This is a genomic window from Thermus thermophilus, from assembly GCF_019974155.1.
Lineage (GTDB): Bacteria > Deinococcota > Deinococci > Deinococcales > Thermaceae > Thermus > Thermus thermophilus_C.
This window is the reverse complement of record NZ_AP025158.1, coordinates 1803543-1822172: the sequence shown is the minus strand read 5'-3', so window position 1 is coordinate 1822172 and position 18630 is coordinate 1803543. Positions and strand designations below refer to the sequence as shown.

Genomic DNA, 18630 nt, shown 5'->3' with positions numbered 1-18630 from the left:
GGGCGTGGCGCGGGTCCTGGTGGTGGAGGACGACCCCGCGGTGGCCGCCGTGGTGGAGATGGCCTTGAGACGGGCGGGGCACGAGGTGCGCCTGGCCCGGGACTTCCCCTCGGCGAAGGCGGCCTTGGCGGAGGACGTGGAGGCGGTGGTGCTGGACCTAAACCTCCCCGGGGGCTTCGGCCTGGACCTCTTGCGCCACCTCCGCCAGGAGCTCGGGAAAACCACGCCGGTGGTGGTCCTCACCGGGCTCAAGCAGGAGCGCCACGTGCTGGAGGCCCTCAGGCTTGGGGCCCAGGACTACCTCACCAAGCCCTTTAGCCCTAAAGAGCTCCTCCTCCGCCTGGAGCGGTATGTGGCGGCGCGGTGAGCGCCTCTACGCCCTCTTGGTCTTTGGGGTGGTGGCCCTCGAGGCCCTGGCCCTGGGGCAGCTGGTGGGGGTCTTTTCCGCCCGCCTCTTTTCCCTCTTGGGCGTCTCCCTGGTCTACTGGGCCCTCCTGCAGGCCCTCCTCCTCACGGGGCTTGCCCTGGTCCTCCTTTCCGCGTACATCCTCCTTTACCACGCCTACACCGCCCTTCGGGAGGAGAGGGACCGCAGGGCCTACGAGGAGTGGCTTGTGCGCTTCGCCCGGGCCCTCTTTGAAGAGGAACCCCTCCCCCCGCCTCCCTGGCCGAGGCCCGCCCTGGAGGCCCTCTTGCGCCTCCGGGAGACCCTCCAGGGGGATTTGGCCGAGCGCCTCGCCCTTTGGCTTCGCCAGGCGGGCCTTCCCTGGGCGAGGGCGCTTCGGGGGCGGTGGGCCTCCCGCCCTGCCCGCCTGGAGGCCCTCGAGGCCCTGGCCCAGGCCCGGCTTCCCGAGACCCTGGACCTGGTCCTCCCCTACCTGGGGCACCCGGACCCCGTGCTCCGCCTGGCCGCGGCCCGGGCCGGGGCCAGGATCGCCCAGGGGGAGGGGGTGGAGGCCTTGGCCCGGGCCCTCCTCGCCTCGGGGCTTCCCCGGGGGGCCCTTCTGGAGGCCCTCCTCCTCCTGGAAGAAAGGGCCCTTCCCGTGGTGGCCCTCTTCCTGGAGAAGGGGGGGAGGGAGGAGCGCTGGGCGGCCTTGGAAGCCCTGGGCCGCCTTAAGCTCCATCCCCTCGCGGAGAGGATCGCCCCCTTCCTGGAGGACCCCGACCCGGAGCTCAGGGCGGCCGCCCTTCGGGCCCTTTGGCGGCTGGGCTTCCTGCCCCCGGGCCTGGAGGGGGCGGTCTTAGCCCACCTGAAGGCCCCGGAGGAGTTTTTGAGGCTTCAAGCGGTGCGGCTTCTTCCCCTCCTCGGGGGGGCCTTGGCGCGAAGGGGCCTTTGGGGGGCCCTTTCCGACCCCTCCTTCTACGTGCGCCGGGCGGCGGCGGAGGGGCTTAAGGAGCTCGGCCTTGAGGCCCTGGCCGAGGCCGCCCGAGCCCACCCTGACCCTTACGGCCGGGCCATGGCCGGGCAGGTGCTGCGGGAGGCCACATGAAGCTTCTTTTCCTCACCTACCAGCTCTTCGTCCTCGTCTACTTCGCCCTCCTCAACCTCCTCTACGCCCTCTTCGCCCTCTTCGGCGTCCGCATGGTGGCCCGCTACGCCCGGGAGCTCTCCGAGCTCGCCCTCAAGGACCTCTTGGAGCGGGAGGCCTACCTGCCCGTCTCCATCCTGGTCCCCACCTACAACGAGGAGAAGACCATCGCCGCCTCGGTGCGCTCCTTCCTGGCCCTGCACTACCCGGAGTTTGAGGTGGTGGTGGTGGCCGACGGCCCCAAGGACCGCACCCTGGAGGTCCTTAAGGAGGCCTTCCGCCTGGTGCCGGTGGAGGCGGTCTTCCGCAGGGCGCTTCCCACCAAGCCCATCCGGGGGGTCTACCGCTCCCTCACCCATCCCAACCTCCTGGTGGTGGACAAGGAAAACGGCGGCAAGGCCGACGCCCTGAACGCCGGGCTCAACCTGGCCCGCTACCCCCTTTTCTGCGCCGTGGACGCGGACAGCCTCCTGGACGCCCAGGCCCTGCTGCGGGCAAGCCGCCTCTTCCTGGAGGACGACCGGGTGCTGGCCGTGGGGGGGACCATAAGGCCCCTAAACGGGGCCCGGGTGCGGGAGGGGGTGGTGGAGGCCCTGGGCCTTCCCCGGGGCTTTCTGGAGAAGATGCAGATCATTGAGTACGCCCGGGCTTTTTTCCTGGGGCGCGCCGGGTGGAGCGCCATGGACGCCCTCCTCATCATCTCCGGGGCCTTCGGGGTCTTCCGCCGGGCGGAGGTCCTTAGGGTGGGCGGGTACCGCACGGACACCGTGGGGGAGGACATGGAGCTGGTGGTGCGCCTCCACCGCCGGGCCCGGGAGGAGGGGAGGGAGTACCGCATCCTCTACACCCCGGACCCCATCTGCTACACCGAGGTGCCCTCGGACTGGGCCACCCTAAGGCGGCAGCGGGACCGCTGGCACCGGGGGCTTTGGGAGGTGCTCTGGATCCACCGGGCCATGCTCTTCAACCCCCGCTACGGCCGCTTGGGCCTCGTGGCCATGCCCTACTTCTTCTTTTTTGAAGCCCTGGCCCCGGTGGTGGAGGTGCTGGGGTACCTGATGCTTCCCGTCTTCCACCTCTTGGGCCTCCTCAACCTGGAGTTCGCCCTGCTCTACTTGCTTTTGGCCGTGGGCTACGGGGTTCTCCTCTCCCAGCTCGCCGTGGGCATGGAGACCCTGCTCCTCAAGCGCTACCCGCGGCTTCGCGACCGGCTTTGGCTCCTCTTTCTCAGCGTGGTGGAGGGGCTTGGGTACCGCCAGGCCTTGGCCTTGGTGCGCTTTGGGGCCACCTTCCGGGTGTGGCGCAAGCGAGGGGTGTGGGGGGAGATGCGGCGCAAGGGCCTAGAGGCGGAAGCGCCAGACCAGAAGAAGCCTTAGGCTCATGGAGGCCAGGATGGGCAGGTGATAGGGGCTTGGGCCTAAGGGGATGCGGGCCACCTGGTCTGCGCGCTCCTTGAACCCGGTAAAATCTCCCCCATGGAGACCGCCATCACCCGAATGCTGGGGATCCGCTACCCCATCGTGGCCGCCCCCATGTTCTTGGTGTCCAACGCCCCCCTCCTCCAGGCGGTGGCCGAGGCCGGGGGGATCGGGGTGATCCCGAGCCTCAACTTCCGCACCCACGAGGCCTTCCGGGAGTTCCTGGAGAGTTTCCCCCAAGGGGTGCCCTTTGGGGTGAACCTCATCCTGAAGGACAACCCCCGCCTCGAGGAGGACCTGGAGGCGGTGGCCGAGCGCAAGGTCCCCCTCGTGGTCACCTCCCTGGGGGACCCCACCCGGGTGGTGGAGCGGGTCAAGGCCTACGGCGGGGTGGTCTGGTGCGACGTGGTGGGCCTGAGGCACGCCAAGAAGGCGGTGGAGGCCGGGGCGGACGCCCTGGTGGCCGTGGCCTGCGGGGCCGGGGGGCACGCCGGGAGGGTGAGCCCCTTCGTCCTCGGGCCTTGGCTTAGGGAAGAACTTGGGGTGCCCGTCCTCATCGCCGGGGGGATCGCCACGGGGAGGCAGGTGCTCGCCGCCTTGGCCCTGGGGGACGGGGTCTACATCGGCACCCGCTTCATCGCCACCCTGGAGTCGGGGGCGCCCTTGGAGTACAAGGAGGCCCTGCTTCGGGCCTCTCCGGAAGATATAGAGTACACCCCCGAGGTCACCGGGGTGCCCGCCAACTTCCTCAGGGAGTCCCTGGAGCGGTTCCGTCAGGGCGGGGGGAAGGCCTGGAAGGAGGTTTACTCCGCCGGGCACGGGGTGGCCTTCCTCCGGGAGATCCCCTCGGCCAAGGAGGTGGTGGCCCGCCTGGTGGAGGAGTACCGGGCGGCGAAGGCCGGGCTTCCGTGAATGGAGAAGGCCCTCGCGGTCCTTTTGCTCCCCGAGTTCAGCGAGCTGGAGGCGGCCTTGGCCTTGGAGGCGGCGAGGCGCCTCGGCCTTCCCGCCTACACCGTGGCCAAGGGGCGGAAGGGCACCTTGGCCCTGGCAGGCTCCGTCTGGACCCCCACCTACGCCTTTCCCGCGGCCCCACAGCCTAGGGCCCTGGTCCTCCCGGGGGCGAGGCGGCCCAGGGAGAGGGCCCGGGACCCTGCCTACCTGGCCTTCCTGGAGGAGGTCTGGGAGGGTTTGGAGGCCGTTTTCGTGGGCTTCAACGCCCACCTTTTCCTGGAGGAGGCGGGAAGGCTTCCCCAGGAGGTGGCGGCCCCCGGGGAGGTGGCGGAAGCCCTCCTTGCCCGGGGCTACCGGGTGGTGCCTGGGGGCGTTCACCGGGAGGGAAAGGTCTACACGACCCGGGGGGGGCTTTACCTCCTCGAGGCCCTGGGGGCCTGGATGGGGCGGCCGGTTCCCCTTGTAGACTAGGTGCCATGGCCGTGCGCGAGTACCAGAAAAGGAGGCGGCGGGAGCGGATCTTCCGCGCCGCCATGGAGCTTTTCCGCAACCGGGGCTTCCAGGAGACCACGGCCACGGAGATCGCCAAGGCGGCCCACGTCTCCCGGGGCACCTTCTTCAACTACTACCCCTACAAGGAGGCGGTGCTTCTGGACTACGGGAGCCAGCTCCTCGCTGGCCTGCGGGAGGAGGTGCGGCGCCTCCTCGCCCAGGGCAGGGAGCCCGTGGAGGTCCTGCGCCACCTCTTCCGCGTCCTGGCCGAGGGGACGGCGCGGGAGAGGGACCTCCTCCTGCCCATGTTCTACGAGCTCCTCAACCCCGACCCCGTGCGGGCCCGGGCGGCCTTTGAGGCCCTGCCCCTGGGGGACCTGATCGCCGAGATCCTGAAGCCCCTTAGGGAACAGGGGGTGCTGCGCCAGGACTTCTCCCTGGAGCGCATGGGCCGCACCTTGGCCGACCTCTACTTCCTCTCCGCCCTGCGCTGGGCCGCCTACACCCCGGGGCGGGACCTGGCCGAGGAGCTGGAGAAGAACCTCAGGCTCCTCCTCGAGGGGATGCTCGTCAGAGAAGCCCCCGCGCCCGGAGGGCTTTGAGGGCGGCCTCCCGCTCGTTCCAGGGCAGGGCCACCTGGCCCCGCTCCAAGGTGGTTTCGTGCCCCTTGCCGGCGAGGAGGACCGTGTCCCCGGGGCGGGCCTCGAGGATGGCCTTGAGGATGGCTTCCTCCCGGTCGGGGACGAGCTCGTAGACCCCGCCCTCGGCCCGGGCCGCCTGGGCCATGGCCTCCAGGATGGCGAAGAGGTCCTCGCCCCGGTGGTCCTCCTCGGTGAAGAAGGCCTTGTCCGCGAGGCGGGCCGCCACCCGGCCGATGTCCACGCGCCGCTGGGGGTCCCGCTCCCCGGCCGCCCCCACCACCAGAAGGAGCCTCCCCGGGGTGGTGGGGCGGAGGGTCTTCAGGGCGGCCTCCAGGCTCTTGCCGGTGTGGGCGAAGTCAATGACCACGCGGAAAGGGGCCTTGAGGACCACCTCCATCCGGCCCGGCACCCCGGGGAAGGCGGCGAGGCCCCCCAGCACCGCCTCGAGGCCTACCCCCAGGGCCAGGGCGGCGGCGCTTGCGGCGAGGGCGTTTTCCAGGTTGTAGGCCCCGAGGAGGGGCAAGAAGGCCTCCCCTGACCCCCAGGGGGTGTGGAGGCGGAAGGCCAGGCCCTCCGGGGTTTCCCGAAGCCCCTCCGCGAAGACCTCCCCTCCCTCCCCGAAGCTCAGGTGGGGCCTTTGGGCGAGCCGGGGGAAGTGGGGGAGGCTACGGGCGAGGACGGCGAACTCCGACCGCTCCACCAGGAGGGCCTTGGCCCGGAAGTAGGCCTCGGCGGTGCCGTGGAAGTCCAGGTGGTCGTCGGGGTAGAAGTTCACGAAGACCCCCACCCGGAAGGTGAGGCCCTCCACCCGCTTCAGGGCCAGGGCGTGGCTGGAGACCTCCAGCACGGCGCTTTTCAGGCCGCGGTCTGCCGCCTCCCGGAGGAAGGCGTAGACCTCGGGGGCCTCCGGGGTGGTGAAGTGGCCCACGGGGGGGCGGGCCTCCTCCCCCAGGCGAAGGCCCACGGTGGAGAGGAGGGCGCTTCCGCCCTGGGCCCGCTGGAGGAGGTGGTGGAGGAGGCTTGCCGTGGTGCTCTTGCCCTTGGACCCCGTGACCCCCACGAGGAGGAGCTTCCGGTCCGGTTCCCCGTGGAAGCGCCGGGCCAGGAGGGCGAGGGCCTCGCGGCCGTCGGCCACCTGGAGGTAGGGGACGGGGAGGGCGAGGGGCCTCTCCCCCACCACGGCCACCGCCCCCCGGGCCAGGGCCTCGGGGACGAAGTCGTGCCCGTCCAGGGGCTTCCGGTGGGGGAGGGGAACCCCGGGTACGGCCACGAAGACGAAGCCGGGCTCCACCCGCCTCGAGTCCAGGGTGAGGCCCCTGACGGGCACCTCCGGGGCGTCCTTACCGAAGAGGGCGAAGAGTTCCTTCAAGGTGGGCATGGCCTCGTTCCTCCGAAGGTGCGGGCTTCCGCAGCCCGTTTTCCCACAGCCCGCGCCGGCTTCCGCCTCACTCCCGCGGCCGGGCCATCAGGACCACGGTGACCTCTAGCCGCCTCCGGTCCCGCCAGAGGGTGAGGCGGACCCGGTCCCCGGGGCGGCGCTGGGCCACCAGGCGGACGACGTCCGCCTTGCCCTTCACCGCCACCCCGTCCACGGCCAGGATCACGTCCCCCAGGGCGAGGAGCCTCCCCTGGGTGTCCCGCTGGGCCCCTTTGAGGCCGGCCCTGGCCGCGGGGCTTCCCGGCTCCACCCGGTCCACCATCGCCCCCTGGGCGGAGGTGAGGCCCACGGCCCGGAGGAGGACGGGGGGGAGTTCGTCCAGGCTGATGAGGCTGGCCCCGAGCCACCCCCTTTGGGGGATGCCGAAGCGCTCCAGGTCGGCGATGCTTTGGGCCACCAGGTCCCCGGGCACGGCCACCCCGATGCCCCCGATCCCGGCCGGCCCCCCGATGACGTCGGCCACGAGCCCCACCACCTCGCCCTGGAGGTTGAGCAGGGGGCTTCCCGAGTTCCCCACGGTGAGGGGAGCGTCGGTGAAGAGGTACTCCCCCACCTCGGCTCCCACGCTCGGGTCCGGCAGGGGGACCTCCAGGGGGCCCACCCCCGAGAGGATGCCGAAGGAGGCTAGAGGCCCCTGGCCATAGGGGAAGCCCACCAGGACCACCCCCATCCCCAAGGGGAGGCGCCTTGCCTCCACCTGGGCGAAGGCCAGCACCCCGGGGGCCCGCGCCCCCCGGACGGTGAGGAGGGCGAGGTCAATCCCGGGGTCCACGGCGTAGCGCTCCGCGAGAAACGTCCTCCCGTCGGCGAGCCGGACGGTGAGGTCCTTGAGGTCCCGGATCACGTGGTAGTTGGTGACCACCCGGCTCGGCCCCACGAAGAAGCCCGTGCCTACCACGTCCTCCCCTCCGGGGGAGAGGGCGCTTCCTTGGACGCGCACCACCGCAGGAAGGGCCTTTTGGATCACCTGGGCCCGGGCCACCTCCTCGGGGGCAACCAGGCGCTGCCCTAGGACCAGGGCCAGGAGGAGGGCTAGGAGGAGAAGGGCCCGCATGGGCCTACATTACCTCAGGCGCGGGGATGCCGAGGAGGTCCAGGCCCGTGGCCAGGGTCCTTTGCAGGCTTTGGACGAGGCTTAGGCGGAGTTCCCTAAGCCCTTGGGGGGCAGTGAGGACGGGGGTGGCGGGCCGGCCGTTTTCCCGGGCGTTGTAGTAGGCGTTCCAGCTCGCCGCGAGGTCCAGGAGGTACTGGGCGAGGACGTGGGGGGTCTTCTCCTCGGCCGCCTCCAGCACCGCCTCCTCAAAGTCCAGGAGGTCCAGGGCCAGGGCCCGCTCGTAAGGGGTGGCCTGGGAGAGGTCCGGCGCTCCCCACTCCCCCGCCTTGCGCAGGATGCTGTGGGCCCGGGCGTGGGCGTACTGGACGTAGGGGCCGGTGTCCCCTTCAAAGGAGAGGGCCTCCTGGTAGCGGAAGTCAATCTGCTTCTTGGGCTCGGTCTTGACCATGCTGAAGCGGATCGCCCCCAGGGCCACCATCCGCGCCGCTTCCTCCTTGTCGGGGTGGTCGGGGTTCTTCTCCTCCACGATGGCCCGGGCCCTCCGGGTGGCCTCCTCCAGCACCTCGTCCACGCTCACGGCAAGCCCCTTCCGCCCCGACATCTGCCGCCCCTCCAGGAGGACGGTCTCGTAGGCCAGGTGGTGGGCCTTCTCCGCAAGCGCGGGGTAGCCCGCGAGGGCTAGGGCGGCCCGCACCAGGGCCTGGGGGTGGCTTTGCCGCACGTCAATGACGTTGATGGTCTCCTCCGCCTTGGGGGTGTAGGCCTCCCCCTCGGGGGCGCTCGTGCGGAGGCCGGGGTAGTAGGGGTTCTCGTAGGGGCGGAAGCGGAGGCCCTCCAGGATGCCCATCTTCCAGAACTGGAAGGCGATGTCCTTGGCGTAGTAGGTGGCCGTGCCGTTGGAGCGCAGGAGGACGAAGAAGGGGTCCTCGAGGCCCGGGATCACGGAGCTCGCGTCCATGACCAGGGCCCCGGCGTACTTCCCCTCCTGGGGGCGGAAGACGTGGGGGCTTTGCTCCAGGAGGGCGAGGGCCTTCTGGAGGAGCCCCGCCCGGACGATGTCGGACTCCCAGACGAGGAGGTCGTAGCGGGCGTTCAGGGCGCGCATGGTGGCCATCTGGGCGAGGAGGATCCGGTTCACCTCCTCCCGAAGCTCCCCCCGCTCCAGGGCGTGGAGGACTTCCTCAATGCCCGCCTGGAGCCTCTCGTACTCGGGGTCCTGGTGCAGGCGGACGTAGGCCCGGCCGGCGAAGTGGTCGTACTTCTCCTTCCCGTCCCAGGTGAGGCCGTAGTGGCGGAGGGCGAAGAGGGTCTCCGCCGCCTGGCGGCCCGTGTCGTCAATGTAGTTGAGGACCAGGACCTCCCGGCCTGCATAGGCCAGGATGCGGGCGATGGCGTCCCCCAGGGCGATGTTCCGCAGGTGGCCCATGTGGAGCTCCTTGTTGGGGTTCACCGAGGTGTGGTCAATGAGCACCAGGCCCTCCCGCTTGGGAAAGGGCTTCCTCTCCTTCAAGGCCTCCTTCAGGAGGGCCTCCGTGGAGAGGCGGAAGTTCAGGTACCCCCCCACGGGGATGGCCTCCTCCACGAACTCGGGCAGGGGAAGCCGGTCCTTGAGCTCCTGGGCGATGGCCTGGGGGGGCTTCTTAAGTTCCTTGGCCAAGGCGAAAAGGGGGACGCCGTAGTCCCCCGGTTTGTCCTTGGGAGCCCGGGCCACCTTGAGGCGGACCGGAACCCCCATCTCCTTTAGGGTCTGGGCGATGGCCTCTTCCAGAGCGCGCCGCAGCATCAGGGGGTTATCTTAACCCCCCGCGGCCAAGGCGGGGAGGGCGAGGCCGGGGAGGAGCCCCAAGGCGAGGAGGAGGACCCCGGCGGCCACGACCGCGGCCCGGGCCCAGGGAGGGCCTGGGCGGAAGGGGGTCTCCTCGGGCCGCGCGAAGACGGCAAGCCCAAGCCCGAGGTAGTAGTAGGCGCTCACGGCGCTGGTGACGAGGGCCAGGACCAAGACCCCCCAGGCCCCGGCCCGGGCCGCCTCGGCGAAGGCCAGGTACTTGCCCCAGAAGCCCGCAAGGGGCGGCAGGCCCAGCAGGGAGAGCATGGCCACCAGGAAGGCGAGGCCCAGGAGGGGGTCTTTCCGGTAGAGGCCCCGGAGGGCCTCCAGGGGCACCCGGTCCGGGGAGACCTGGCTTAAGACGGCGAAGGCGAGGCCCGTGGCCAGGACGTAGGTGAGGAGGTAGAAGCCCAGGGCCTGGGCGTTCCCGGTGTAGAGGGCGAGGGCCATGTACCCGGCGTGGGCGATGGAGGAGTAGGCGAGAAGCCGCTTGGCCTCCTTCTGCGCCAGGGCCGCCAGGTTCCCCACCACCACAGAGAGGGCCACGAGAAGGGCGAGGGCCTCGGGGGGTGCGGCCACCCGGAGGAGGGCGGCGAAGGCCGCGGCCTTCACCCCCGTGGCCATGAAGAGGACCACGGGGGTGGGGCTTCCCTGGTAGACGTCGGGGGTCCAGAAGTGGAAGGGGGCGAGGGCCGCCTTGAAGCCCAGGCCCACGAGGAGGAGGCCCAGGGCCAGGGCGTAGAGGGGGCCTTCCCCGGGGGCGCCGAGGACGAGGCTCCCCGTGGCCCCGTAGTGGAGGGCCGCCCCGTAGAGGAAGAAGGCGGCGGCCAAGGCTCCCAGGAGGAAGTACTTGAGGGCGGCCTCGAGGCCCTGCCCCCGGCGCCAGGTGGCGAGGGCGTAGAGGGGGAGGGAGAGGGCCTCGAGGGCCACGAGCATCAGGAGGAGGTGCCGGGTGGAGGCGAGGAGGTGCATGCCCAAGGCGGCGTAGAGGACGAGGAGGTAGAACTCAAACCGCCCCGAGCGCACGAGGCCCACGGTCCACAAGGCCCCTAGGAGGGCGAGGAGGGTGAAGACCTGGGAGACGCCGTCCACCGCGTAGGGCCCGAAGGCGAAGGGCCTCCCCCAGGTGAGGAGGAGGCTTACGAGGGCCAAGGCCAGGCCCAGGAGCGTGGCCCGCTTCACGCCCTGGGGCGGGAGGACGAAACCGAGAAGGGTCAAGGCCACGGAGAAGACCGCGAGGATCGCCAGGGTCATGCGCCACCTCCAAGAAGCTTGGCGAAGGCCTCCGCCAGGGGGTGGAGCCCCCGGGCGAAGTAGCCGGGGAAGACCCCCATGAGGAGGAGGGCGAGGACGCTAAGCAGGGCGAAGCCCCACTCCGCCCCCGCGAGGTCCTTCACCCCAGACCCCCCCTCCTCCCAGAAGGTCTTCTGGAAGGCGGTGAGGGCGTAGGCCGCGGAGGCGATCACGGAGAGGAAGGCCAAGGCGGCGAGCCAGGGGCTCGCCTTGTAGGCCCCGAGGAGGGTCAGAAACTCCCCGGGGAAGCCGGAAAGCCCGGGGAGGCCCACCATGGCGAGGAAGAGGATGAGGGCCAGGGCGGCCATGCCCGGAGCGCTCTGCGCCAGGCCCCGGTAGCGTCCGATCTCCAGGGTGCCCGTCCGCTCGTAAAGCCTCCCCGCGAGGAGGAAGAGCCCCCCGGTGTAGACCCCGCTGGCCGCCAGGAGGTATAGCCCCCCCATGGCCCCTTCCGGCGTGCCCGAGAAGACCCCCAGGGCCGCCACCCCCATGTGGGAAAGCCCGGCGTAGGCCAGGAGGGTCTTGAAGTCCTTGGCGGCGAAGGCCACCCAGGCACCGTAGAGGGCGGAAAGGGCGGCGAGGAAGAGGAGGAGGCCCTGGACCTGGGCGAAGCCCTCGGGGGCCAGGGGGATGGCGAAGCGGAAGAAGGCGAAGACCCCCACCTTGTAGAGGGTGCCCAGGGCGTCGGCGAGGCCCGAGGGGTGGTTTTCCTGGTGGAAGGGGGGAAGCCAGGCGTGGAGGGGGAAGAGGGGCGTTTTAATGGCGAAGGCCAGGGCGAAGCCCAGGAAGACCCAGAAGGCGGCCTCTTCCTGGAGGGGGTGGGCGAGGAGGTCCTCCAGGAGGAAGGTGGGGCTTCCTCCCAGGGCCTTCGCCGCGAGGACGGCGGCGAGCATGGGCAAGGAGCCCGCCAGGGTGAAGAGGACGAAGGTGTAGAGGGCCCGCGTCCGCCCCTCCCCCCCGTAGAGGTAGAGCATGAGGAGGGCGGGGATGAGGGCGGCCTCAAAGAGGACGTAGAAGACGAGGAGGTCCCGGGCGGCGAAGAGGCCGAGGAGAAGCCCCTCCATGAGGAGGGCGAGGCCCAAAAAGCGCCCCTCCACCCTCGCCACCAAAGCCCCCAGGAAGACGGTGAGGGCGACGGTGAGGAAGAAGAGGGCGGAAAGCCCGTCCAGAGCGAAGGCCCAGTACACCCCCGCCCCGGGGAGGAGGGGGGCTTGGAAGGCGTGGGCCACCCCCCCCGGGTGGGTGAGGAAGAGGTAGAGGTTGAGGAGGAAGGAAAGCCCCGCCCCCAAAACCCCGAGGGCCCGGGGCAGGCCCAAAAGGAGCAGGGCCCCGAAGACCACCGGTAGAAGGACCGCCAGGACTACCACCGCATCACCCCCAGAAGCAGAAGCGCGCCCAGCACGAAAAGCAGGGCGTAAAGCCTAAGGTAGCCGGTCTGCAGGCGGGCCAGGGCCTGGCCCAGGTTCCTTACCCCCCCGCCTAGGCCGAAGTAACCCCCCAGGAGGCCCCGGTCCCCGTAGAAGAGGGCCTCCGCCAGGGCCTTCAAGGGGTTCACGATGAGGGCGTTGTAGGCCCGGTCCACGTAGAAGGCCTCCCGGCTCGCCGCCTCAAAGGCCAGGTACCAGGCGGGGAGGGCCTTGCGTTGGAAGAAGACGTAGCCCCCCCAAAGCCCCAGAAGGGCCACCGCCCCCGAGAGGGCGATGAGGGCCCACTCCACCCCTAAGGAGAGGTGGTGGGCCTCCACCTCCGCCAGGGCGGGCTTCAGGAAGGGTTCCAGGAGGTTAGGCAGGGGGTGGGGCAGGGCCAGGTACCCCGCGAGGACCGAACCCAGGGCCAGGAGGTGGTTGGGCCAGAGCATCACCGGCGGGGCCTCGTGGGGGTGGTGGTGGCCCCTTTCCTCCCCCAAAAAGACCAGGACGAACCAGCGCATGGCGTACATGGCGGTGAGGACCGCCACGAGGAGCGCCCCCACGTAGAACCCCACCCCCCCGAAGGGGTAGGTGAGGGTGGCGGTGAGGATGGCGTCCTTGGACCAAAATCCGGAAAGCAGGGGAAGGCCGCCCAGGGCCAAGGCCCCGATGAGGGCGTGCCAGCGGGTCTTGGGGAGGTGCTTCCAGAGGCCTCCCATCTTGCGCACGTCCTGCTCGCCCCCCAGGGCGTGGATCACGCTGCCCGAGGCCAGGAAGAGGAGGGCCTTGAAGAAGGCGTGGGTGAAAACGTGGAAGAGGGCCACCCAGTAGGCCCCCACCCCGGCCGCCAGGAACATGTACCCGAGCTGGCTGATGGTGGAGTAGGCGACGATTTTCTTGATGTCCGTCTGGCCGAAGGCGGCAAGCGCCCCATAAGCCGCGGTGAGGAGGCCGACCACGGCGATGGTGTAGGAGACGTCGGGGAGGACGCTATAGAGGAAGGAGCTCCGGGCGATGAGGTAGACCCCGGCCGTCACCATGGTGGCCGCGTGGATCAGGGCGGAGACGGGGGTGGGGCCGGCCATGGCGTCGGGAAGCCAGACCATGAGGGGGATCTGGGCGCTTTTGCCCACGGCCCCGAGGAAGAGGAGGAGGCCCGCCAGGGCGAGGAGGTCGGGGTTCTTCAGGGGGCCCTCCATGGCCTCCTTAAGCTCGCTGATGGAGAGGGTCCCGAAGAGGGCCCAGAGGATGGCCATCCCCAGCATGAAGCCCAGGTCGCCGATGCGGTTCACGATGAAGGCCTTGCGGGCGCTGTCGGCGTACTGGGGGTTTTTGTACCAGAAGCCGATGAGGAGGAAACTCGCCAGGCCCACCCCTTCCCAGCCGATGAACATCACCGGGTAGCTGTCGGCGAGGACCAGGGTGAGCATCATGGCGATGAAGAGGTTGAAGTAGGCGAAGAAGCGGCTGTAGCCCGGGTCCCCCGCCATGTAGCCGATGGCGTAGACGTGGATGAGGAAGCCCACGCCGGTGACGATGAGGAGCATGAAGCCGGAGAGAGAGTCCAGAAGGAGGCTGAAGGGGATGCCGGGAAGCCACTCCGCCTGGAACCGGGCCCCGCCCGAGAGGAGAAGCCCCGCCCCCAGGAGGAAGGAGGCGAGGACGAGCCCCGAGGCCAGGACCCCGGGGAGGGGCTCTCGCATCCGCTTGCCGAAGAGGCCGAGGAGGGCGAAGCCGAAGAGGGGCAGGAGAATCGTCCCGAGAAGCGCCATGCTTACCCCCGAAGCTCCGAGAGGTCGTCCACCGCGGTGCTTTCCCGGTGGCGGAAGATGGCCACGATGAGGCCGAGGCCCACGGCCACCTCGGCGGCGGCGATGGCGATGACCATGAGGGCGGCCACCTGGCCGTCAAGTCCATAGGCCCGGGCGAAGCCCACCAGGGAGAGGTTGGCCGCGTTCAGCATGAGCTCAATGGAGAGGAAGACCAGGATGGCGGTCCTCCGGGTGAGGACCCCGTAGACCCCGAGGGCGAAGAGGAGGGCGGAGGCGAGGAGGTAGCTCACCGCACCACCTCCTTCTCCCGCTCTTCCCGGGGCAGGGCGTCCAGGGGACGGGCGGGCTCCACCAGGGCCACGGCCACCACCGTGGCGGCCATGAGGAGGAAGCCTGCCGCAAGGAGGACGAAGAGCCAGTCGCCGTAGAGCAGGGGTCCCAGGGCCTGGGGAAGGCCGCCTTTGAGGTCCTGGGTGAAGGCGAGGTCCAGCCCCCAAAGCCCCGAGAGGAGGGCCCCCGCCACCCCTAAGGCCAAGAGGGCGGCGAGGGGCTTGGAACGCACCAGGGGGTCAAAGCCCACCTCCCCCTGGGCGGCGAAGAGGAGCATGATGACGAAGAGGAAGAGGACCACGATGGCCCCGGCGTAGACGATGATCTGGATAAAGCCTAAAAAGCGGGCGTCCAGGGCCACGTAGACCCCGGCCAGCACAAGAAAGTTTAGGATCAGGGCCAAGGCGGCGTGGATGGCGTTTCTTAGGGTCACCACCAGGACCCCGCTCAGGAGGAGGAGGAAGAGGGCCAGGCCTTCAAAGGGGCTCATCGCTTCCCCCCTTCCGTGGGGGCCTTGAACCCCTCCAGCTCGGGCCGCACGTAGGGCACCACGTAGCCCACCTTCACCGGCTTGCCCGTCATCTTGGCCTCGCGGCGCTGGGGCTTGGTGCCCACCACGTCCACCAGCATGTCCTCCTTGCCGTAGACGAGGTCGGAGTACTCGTAGTCCGCCATCTCAAAGTCGTACCCCAGGACGATGGCCCCCGTGGGGCAGGCCTCCTCGCAGAGGCCGCAGAAGATGCACCGGAGCATGTTGATCTCGTAGACCTTGGCGTAGCGCTCCCCCGCGGAGACCGGGTTTTCCGGGTCGTTCTCCGCCGGCTCCACGTAGATGGCGTAGGCGGGGCAGGCGGCGGCGCAGAGGGAGCAGCCGATGCACTTCTCCAGGCCGTTCGGGTGGCGGGTGAGGACGTGCCGCCCGTGGAAGCGGGGCTTCAGGGCCACGGGGGCGTCGGGGTAGGGGACGGTCACCGGCTTGGAGAAGAGGTACTTCAGGGTGATGCCGAGGCTTTGGGCGAGGGCCTTCAGGGTCATGCGCCACCTCCTTTGCGGGCGGGCTTAGGGGTGTAGAGGACCGCCCAGAGAAGGGCGAGGAAGCTCAGGGCGGAGAGGTAGAGGAGGTAGGTCCTGGGGAGGTCCAGGGCCACCACGAGGGCGGTGATGAGGAACCAGAGGAGGGCCACCGGGAAGAGGAAGCCCCAGCCGAAGCGGAGGAGCTGGTCGTAGCGCAGGCGGAACCAGGTGGCCCGGATCCAGATGAAGAGGAAGAGGAAGAAGGCGATCTTGAGGAACATCCAGAGGTAGGGGACCTCGAGGACGGGCATGGTCCAGCCGCCCAGGAAGAGGGTGGGGATGAGGGCGCTGGCGGTGATGAAGTGGATGTACTCCGCCATCTGGAAGAGGGCCCACTTGATGGAGCTGTACTCCGTGTGGTACCCGCCCACGAGTTCCTGCTCCGCTTCGGGGAGGTCAAAGGGGGTGCGGGCGGCCTCGGCCATGCTGGCGATGAGGTAGACCAAGAAGGCGGGGAAGGCGTAGAGGAAGAGCCAGCCGTGCTCCTTCTGCCAGTTCACGATGTCGTTCAGGTTGAGGCTGCCCACGAGGAGCACGGGGGCGAGGAGGGCGAGGCCCAGGCCGAGCTCGTAGGAGATGAGGCTCGCCGAGGAGCGAAGGGAGCCCAAGAGGCTGTACTTGCTCCCCGAGGCCCACCCGGAGAGGAAGATCCCGTAGACGGCGAGCTCGCTCACGGCGAAGAGGTAGAGGATCCCCAGGTCCAGGTTGATCACCCAGGGCTGGTAGCCGAAGAAGCTTCCCGGCGGGCCAAAGGGGATGAGCCCGAAGGCGAGGAGGGCGAAGACCACGGAGATGAGGGGGGCGAGGACGAAGAGGAACCGGTCCGCCTGGGCCACCACGATGTCTTCCTTGAAGATGCTCTTGATGGCGTCGGCGAGGGGCTGGAGGAGGCCAAAGGGCCCCACCCGGTTCGGCCCCATGCGCACCTGGAAGCGGGCGAGGAGCCGCCGCTCAACGAGGGTCATGAAGGCGAAGGCGGTGAGGAGGCCCACCACCACCAAGAGGGCCTTCAGGGCCACCATCCAATAGGGGTCTACGGGGTAGGACCAGGTCACGCTTCACCTCCCGCGGGCACCAGGACGCGCCCCTCCACCCGGAGGCCCGCCGCGGGCCCCAGGGCCGAGAGGTAGAGGTGGCCTTTGGGCACGTCCTCCCGGTGGACCACCCGGGCCTCCACCCGGCCGAAGGGGGTCTCCACGGCCACCTGGGCCCCCTCGGGCAGGGCCTCGGCCCGCGCCGTCTCCGGGTGGGCCCAGAGTTCCGCCCGGGCCGCCTCTTGGGCCTTGCCCACCGCCTGGTGGGCCTTCCACATGGTGGGCCGGAGGTAGAAGGCGCCCTCCCGCTCCTTGGGCCGGAGTTCCTTGAGGCGGAAAGAGAGGCGGCCCATGGCCTCCGGGACCTTCCGGGCCTTCAGCGCCTTCTGCGCCTCGAGGTGGAGCCGGAAGGGGGGCCTCACCCCCAGGGCCTCGGCCAGGAGGGCGAGGACCTGGAGGGCGCCCTCCGCCTCCCCGTTCTCTATGGGGGCGGGGCTTAGGGGGAGGACCCGGCCCTCCAGGTTCACGAGGTGCCCCCGCTTCTCGTAGAAGGTGGGGGCGGGGAGGACCACGTGGGCGTGGCGCTCCGCCAGGGGGTGGAGGTGGCTTAGGTGCATCACCACGAAGCGCTTGCCCTTAAGGGCCTCCTCCGGGGGCACGAAGCCGTAGTAGGCGTAGAGGGCCCCGGGTTCGTCCCAGGAGGCCCCCTTCGCCCCGGGGAGGACCCCCATGGCCTCGAGGCCCCGGGCGTTCGCCGCCGGGGTCATGGCGAGGACCTTGGCCCCCTTGCGCTCGGCGAGAAGGCGGGCCCTTTCCGCGGCCACGGCGTCCTGGAGGACACCGGCCCCGAGGATGAGCACCGGGTTCTTCGCCTTCTCCCAGGCCTCCTTCGCCTTCGCCACCGTTTCGCTCCCCTCCTTCTCCCCGAGGAGGGCGAGGAGGATCTCCCGCTCCTCCCCGGGCCTGTGGACCCCGTGGATGGCGGCCCACCGCATGAGGGGGGCGCGGTACGGGGCGAAGAGGGCCATCTTGTCCGTGCGGCGGGGCATCCTTTCCTTGATCTGCAGGTCGGCGAAGGGGGTGCCGTGGTTGTAGCGGTGGGGGGGCTTGAGGTCGCGCACGAACTCGGAGAGGCGGAGGTGGAGGATGGGGGCTTCCTCCGTGGGGTCCCCCAGAACCAGGGCGAAGTCCGCCTGGAGGAGGTCCTCCAGGGTGGCCGCCGGGAAGAGGCTCGCCGGGGCGGCGGTGCGGCCCTGGAAGTCCAGGTGGGGGGTCTTCAGGGCCTTGGCGAGCTCGGAGGCCAGGAGGCCTTCCTCTAGGGTGGCGTCGTGGGCCAGGTAAAGCCCCACCTCCTCGCCCCTCGCCCCCTTCAGGCCCTCCTTGAGGGCGAGGAAGGCCTCCTCCCAGGTGGCCTCCACGAGCCTCCCCTCCTTCCGCACCAGGGGGGTCTTGAGGCGGTTTTGGTCCGCCCACTCGTGGCCGAAGCGGCCCGCGTCGCAGATCCAGATCTCGTTGACCTCGGGCACCTCCCGGGCCCGCACCCTTAGGAGCTCGCCGCTACGGGTGTCCGCGGTGATCCCGCACCCCACGGGGCAGAGGGCGCAGGTGGTGGGGGTCTCCTCCATCTCCCAGTTCCGGGCGCGGAAGCGGGCGGTGAGGTCCAGAAGGGCCCCCACGGGGCAGATGTCCGTGATGTTCCCGGAGAAGCCCGAGGGGAGACCGAAGTCCATGGTGCCGATGAAGGTGTGCACCCCCCGCTCAATGAAGTCCAGGACCTCGTCCCCGGGGACCTCCTCAAAGTAGCGCACGCACCGCTTGCAGTGGATGCACCGCTCCCGGTCCAGGATGACGAAGGGGGAGAGGGGATGGTGCTTGTCCACGTGGCGGCGGGTGAACTCAAAGCGGGTGTAGACGGGAAGCTCCAGGGGGCCCTTCTGGTAGTACTTCTCGTAAAGCCCGTACTCCACGGTGCGGTCCTGGAGCTCGCAGGCCCCGCCCTTGTCGCAGGTGGGGCAGTCCAAGGGGTGGTTTAAGAGGGTGAACTCCACCATCCCCGCCTGGGCCTCCCGTACCACGTCCGAGAGGGTGTCCACCACCATCCCGTCCGCCACCGCCGTCACGCAGCTTGCGGCGAGCTTGGGCTGCCACTGGATCTCGGGCTCGCCCTTCTCGTTGAGGAGGGGCTTCCCGTCGGGGCCCTTTTTGGGAAGGCCCACCCGCACCAGGCACATGCGGCAGGCCCCGATGGGGGAGAGGTAGCGCTCCGAGCAGAAGAGGGGCACGTCGTACCCCGCGTGGAAGACGGCGTCCATGACGCTCGTCCCCGGGGGCACCTCCACGATGCGGTCGTTCACCTTGACCCGGACCATC

The 18630-nt window shown here is 70.0% G+C and carries 17 protein-coding genes; 6 read left to right on the top strand and 11 right to left on the bottom strand.

Annotation, left to right across the window (positions count from 1 at the left end; translation table 11 throughout):
• Window positions 1–4 precede the first annotated feature (4 nt).
• The 6 genes from TthTMY_RS09800 (at window position 5) to fadR (ending at window position 4992) form a co-directional block, all read left to right on the top strand.
• On the top strand, window positions 5–367 hold the full coding sequence (locus TthTMY_RS09800; protein ID WP_096411133.1) for a response regulator transcription factor: 363 nt from the start codon (window positions 5–7) through the stop codon (window positions 365–367).
• Window positions 351–1490: a HEAT repeat domain-containing protein gene (locus tag TthTMY_RS09795; protein WP_223903224.1), complete on the top strand. Its 1140-nt coding sequence runs from the start codon at window positions 351–353 to the stop codon at window positions 1488–1490. Before TthTMY_RS09800 ends, TthTMY_RS09795 begins: the two co-directional genes overlap by 17 nt.
• On the top strand, window positions 1487–2905 hold the full coding sequence (locus TthTMY_RS09790; protein WP_223903223.1) for a glycosyltransferase family 2 protein: 1419 nt from the start codon (window positions 1487–1489) through the stop codon (window positions 2903–2905). Before TthTMY_RS09795 ends, TthTMY_RS09790 begins: the two co-directional genes overlap by 4 nt.
• 99 nt (window positions 2906–3004) lie before the next feature.
• A complete protein-coding gene (locus TthTMY_RS09785; protein WP_096411132.1) occupies window positions 3005–3859 on the top strand; it encodes an NAD(P)H-dependent flavin oxidoreductase in 855 nt (284 codons plus the stop codon).
• The gene (locus TthTMY_RS09780; RefSeq protein ID WP_096411131.1) at window positions 3860–4369 is read left to right on the top strand and encodes a hypothetical protein; all 510 of its coding nucleotides are present in this window, start codon (window positions 3860–3862) and stop codon (window positions 4367–4369) included.
• Window positions 4370–4374: 5 nt separating this feature from the next.
• Complete coding sequence (gene fadR, locus TthTMY_RS09775) at window positions 4375–4992, top strand: TetR family transcriptional regulator FadR (protein WP_096411130.1); 618 nt, start codon at window positions 4375–4377, stop codon at window positions 4990–4992.
• Here the strand turns inward: fadR and TthTMY_RS09770 are convergent.
• From TthTMY_RS09770 to nuoG, 11 genes are all read right to left on the bottom strand, one after another.
• Window positions 4961–6409, bottom strand: coding sequence for a Mur ligase family protein (locus tag TthTMY_RS09770; protein ID WP_096411129.1), 1449 nt, complete (start codon window positions 6407–6409; stop codon window positions 4961–4963). The two genes, fadR and TthTMY_RS09770, sit on opposite strands and share 32 nt — an antisense overlap.
• A gap of 67 nt (window positions 6410–6476) precedes the next feature.
• Window positions 6477–7523: a S1C family serine protease gene (locus TthTMY_RS09765; RefSeq protein WP_096411128.1), complete on the bottom strand. Its 1047-nt coding sequence runs from the start codon at window positions 7521–7523 to the stop codon at window positions 6477–6479.
• 4 nt (window positions 7524–7527) lie between these two features.
• Window positions 7528–9306, bottom strand: coding sequence for an arginine--tRNA ligase (locus TthTMY_RS09760; RefSeq protein WP_096411127.1), 1779 nt, complete (start codon window positions 9304–9306; stop codon window positions 7528–7530).
• Between the two features lie 12 nt (window positions 9307–9318).
• Window positions 9319–10602, bottom strand: a complete 1284-nt coding sequence (locus TthTMY_RS09755) for an NADH-quinone oxidoreductase subunit N (RefSeq protein ID WP_096411126.1) — start codon at window positions 10600–10602, stop codon at window positions 9319–9321.
• Complete coding sequence (locus TthTMY_RS09750; protein ID WP_096411125.1) at window positions 10599–12008, bottom strand: complex I subunit 4 family protein; 1410 nt, start codon at window positions 12006–12008, stop codon at window positions 10599–10601. The genes TthTMY_RS09755 and TthTMY_RS09750 overlap by 4 nt, the downstream gene beginning before the upstream one ends.
• Window positions 12002–13822, bottom strand: coding sequence for an NADH-quinone oxidoreductase subunit L (nuoL, locus tag TthTMY_RS09745; protein ID WP_223903222.1), 1821 nt, complete (start codon window positions 13820–13822; stop codon window positions 12002–12004). Before nuoL ends, TthTMY_RS09750 begins: the two co-directional genes overlap by 7 nt.
• Window positions 13823–13824: 2 nt before the next feature.
• Window positions 13825–14112 carry an NADH-quinone oxidoreductase subunit NuoK gene (nuoK, locus tag TthTMY_RS09740; RefSeq protein ID WP_008631051.1) on the bottom strand — a complete coding sequence of 96 codons (288 nt, stop codon included), beginning with the start codon at window positions 14110–14112 and terminating at the stop codon, window positions 13825–13827.
• Window positions 14109–14642 carry an NADH-quinone oxidoreductase subunit J gene (locus TthTMY_RS09735; RefSeq protein WP_096411124.1) on the bottom strand — a complete coding sequence of 178 codons (534 nt, stop codon included), beginning with the start codon at window positions 14640–14642 and terminating at the stop codon, window positions 14109–14111. Before TthTMY_RS09735 ends, nuoK begins: the two co-directional genes overlap by 4 nt.
• Complete coding sequence (nuoI, locus tag TthTMY_RS09730; RefSeq protein ID WP_096411123.1) at window positions 14639–15187, bottom strand: NADH-quinone oxidoreductase subunit NuoI; 549 nt, start codon at window positions 15185–15187, stop codon at window positions 14639–14641. The genes TthTMY_RS09735 and nuoI overlap by 4 nt, the downstream gene beginning before the upstream one ends.
• Entirely contained in the window at window positions 15184–16281 is a 1098-nt protein-coding gene (gene nuoH / locus TthTMY_RS09725) for an NADH-quinone oxidoreductase subunit NuoH (RefSeq protein ID WP_096411122.1), read from the bottom strand. Before nuoH ends, nuoI begins: the two co-directional genes overlap by 4 nt.
• Complete coding sequence (gene nuoG / locus TthTMY_RS09720) at window positions 16278–18629, bottom strand: NADH-quinone oxidoreductase subunit NuoG (RefSeq protein ID WP_096411121.1); 2352 nt, start codon at window positions 18627–18629, stop codon at window positions 16278–16280. Before nuoG ends, nuoH begins: the two co-directional genes overlap by 4 nt.
• Window position 18630 lies beyond the last annotated feature (1 nt).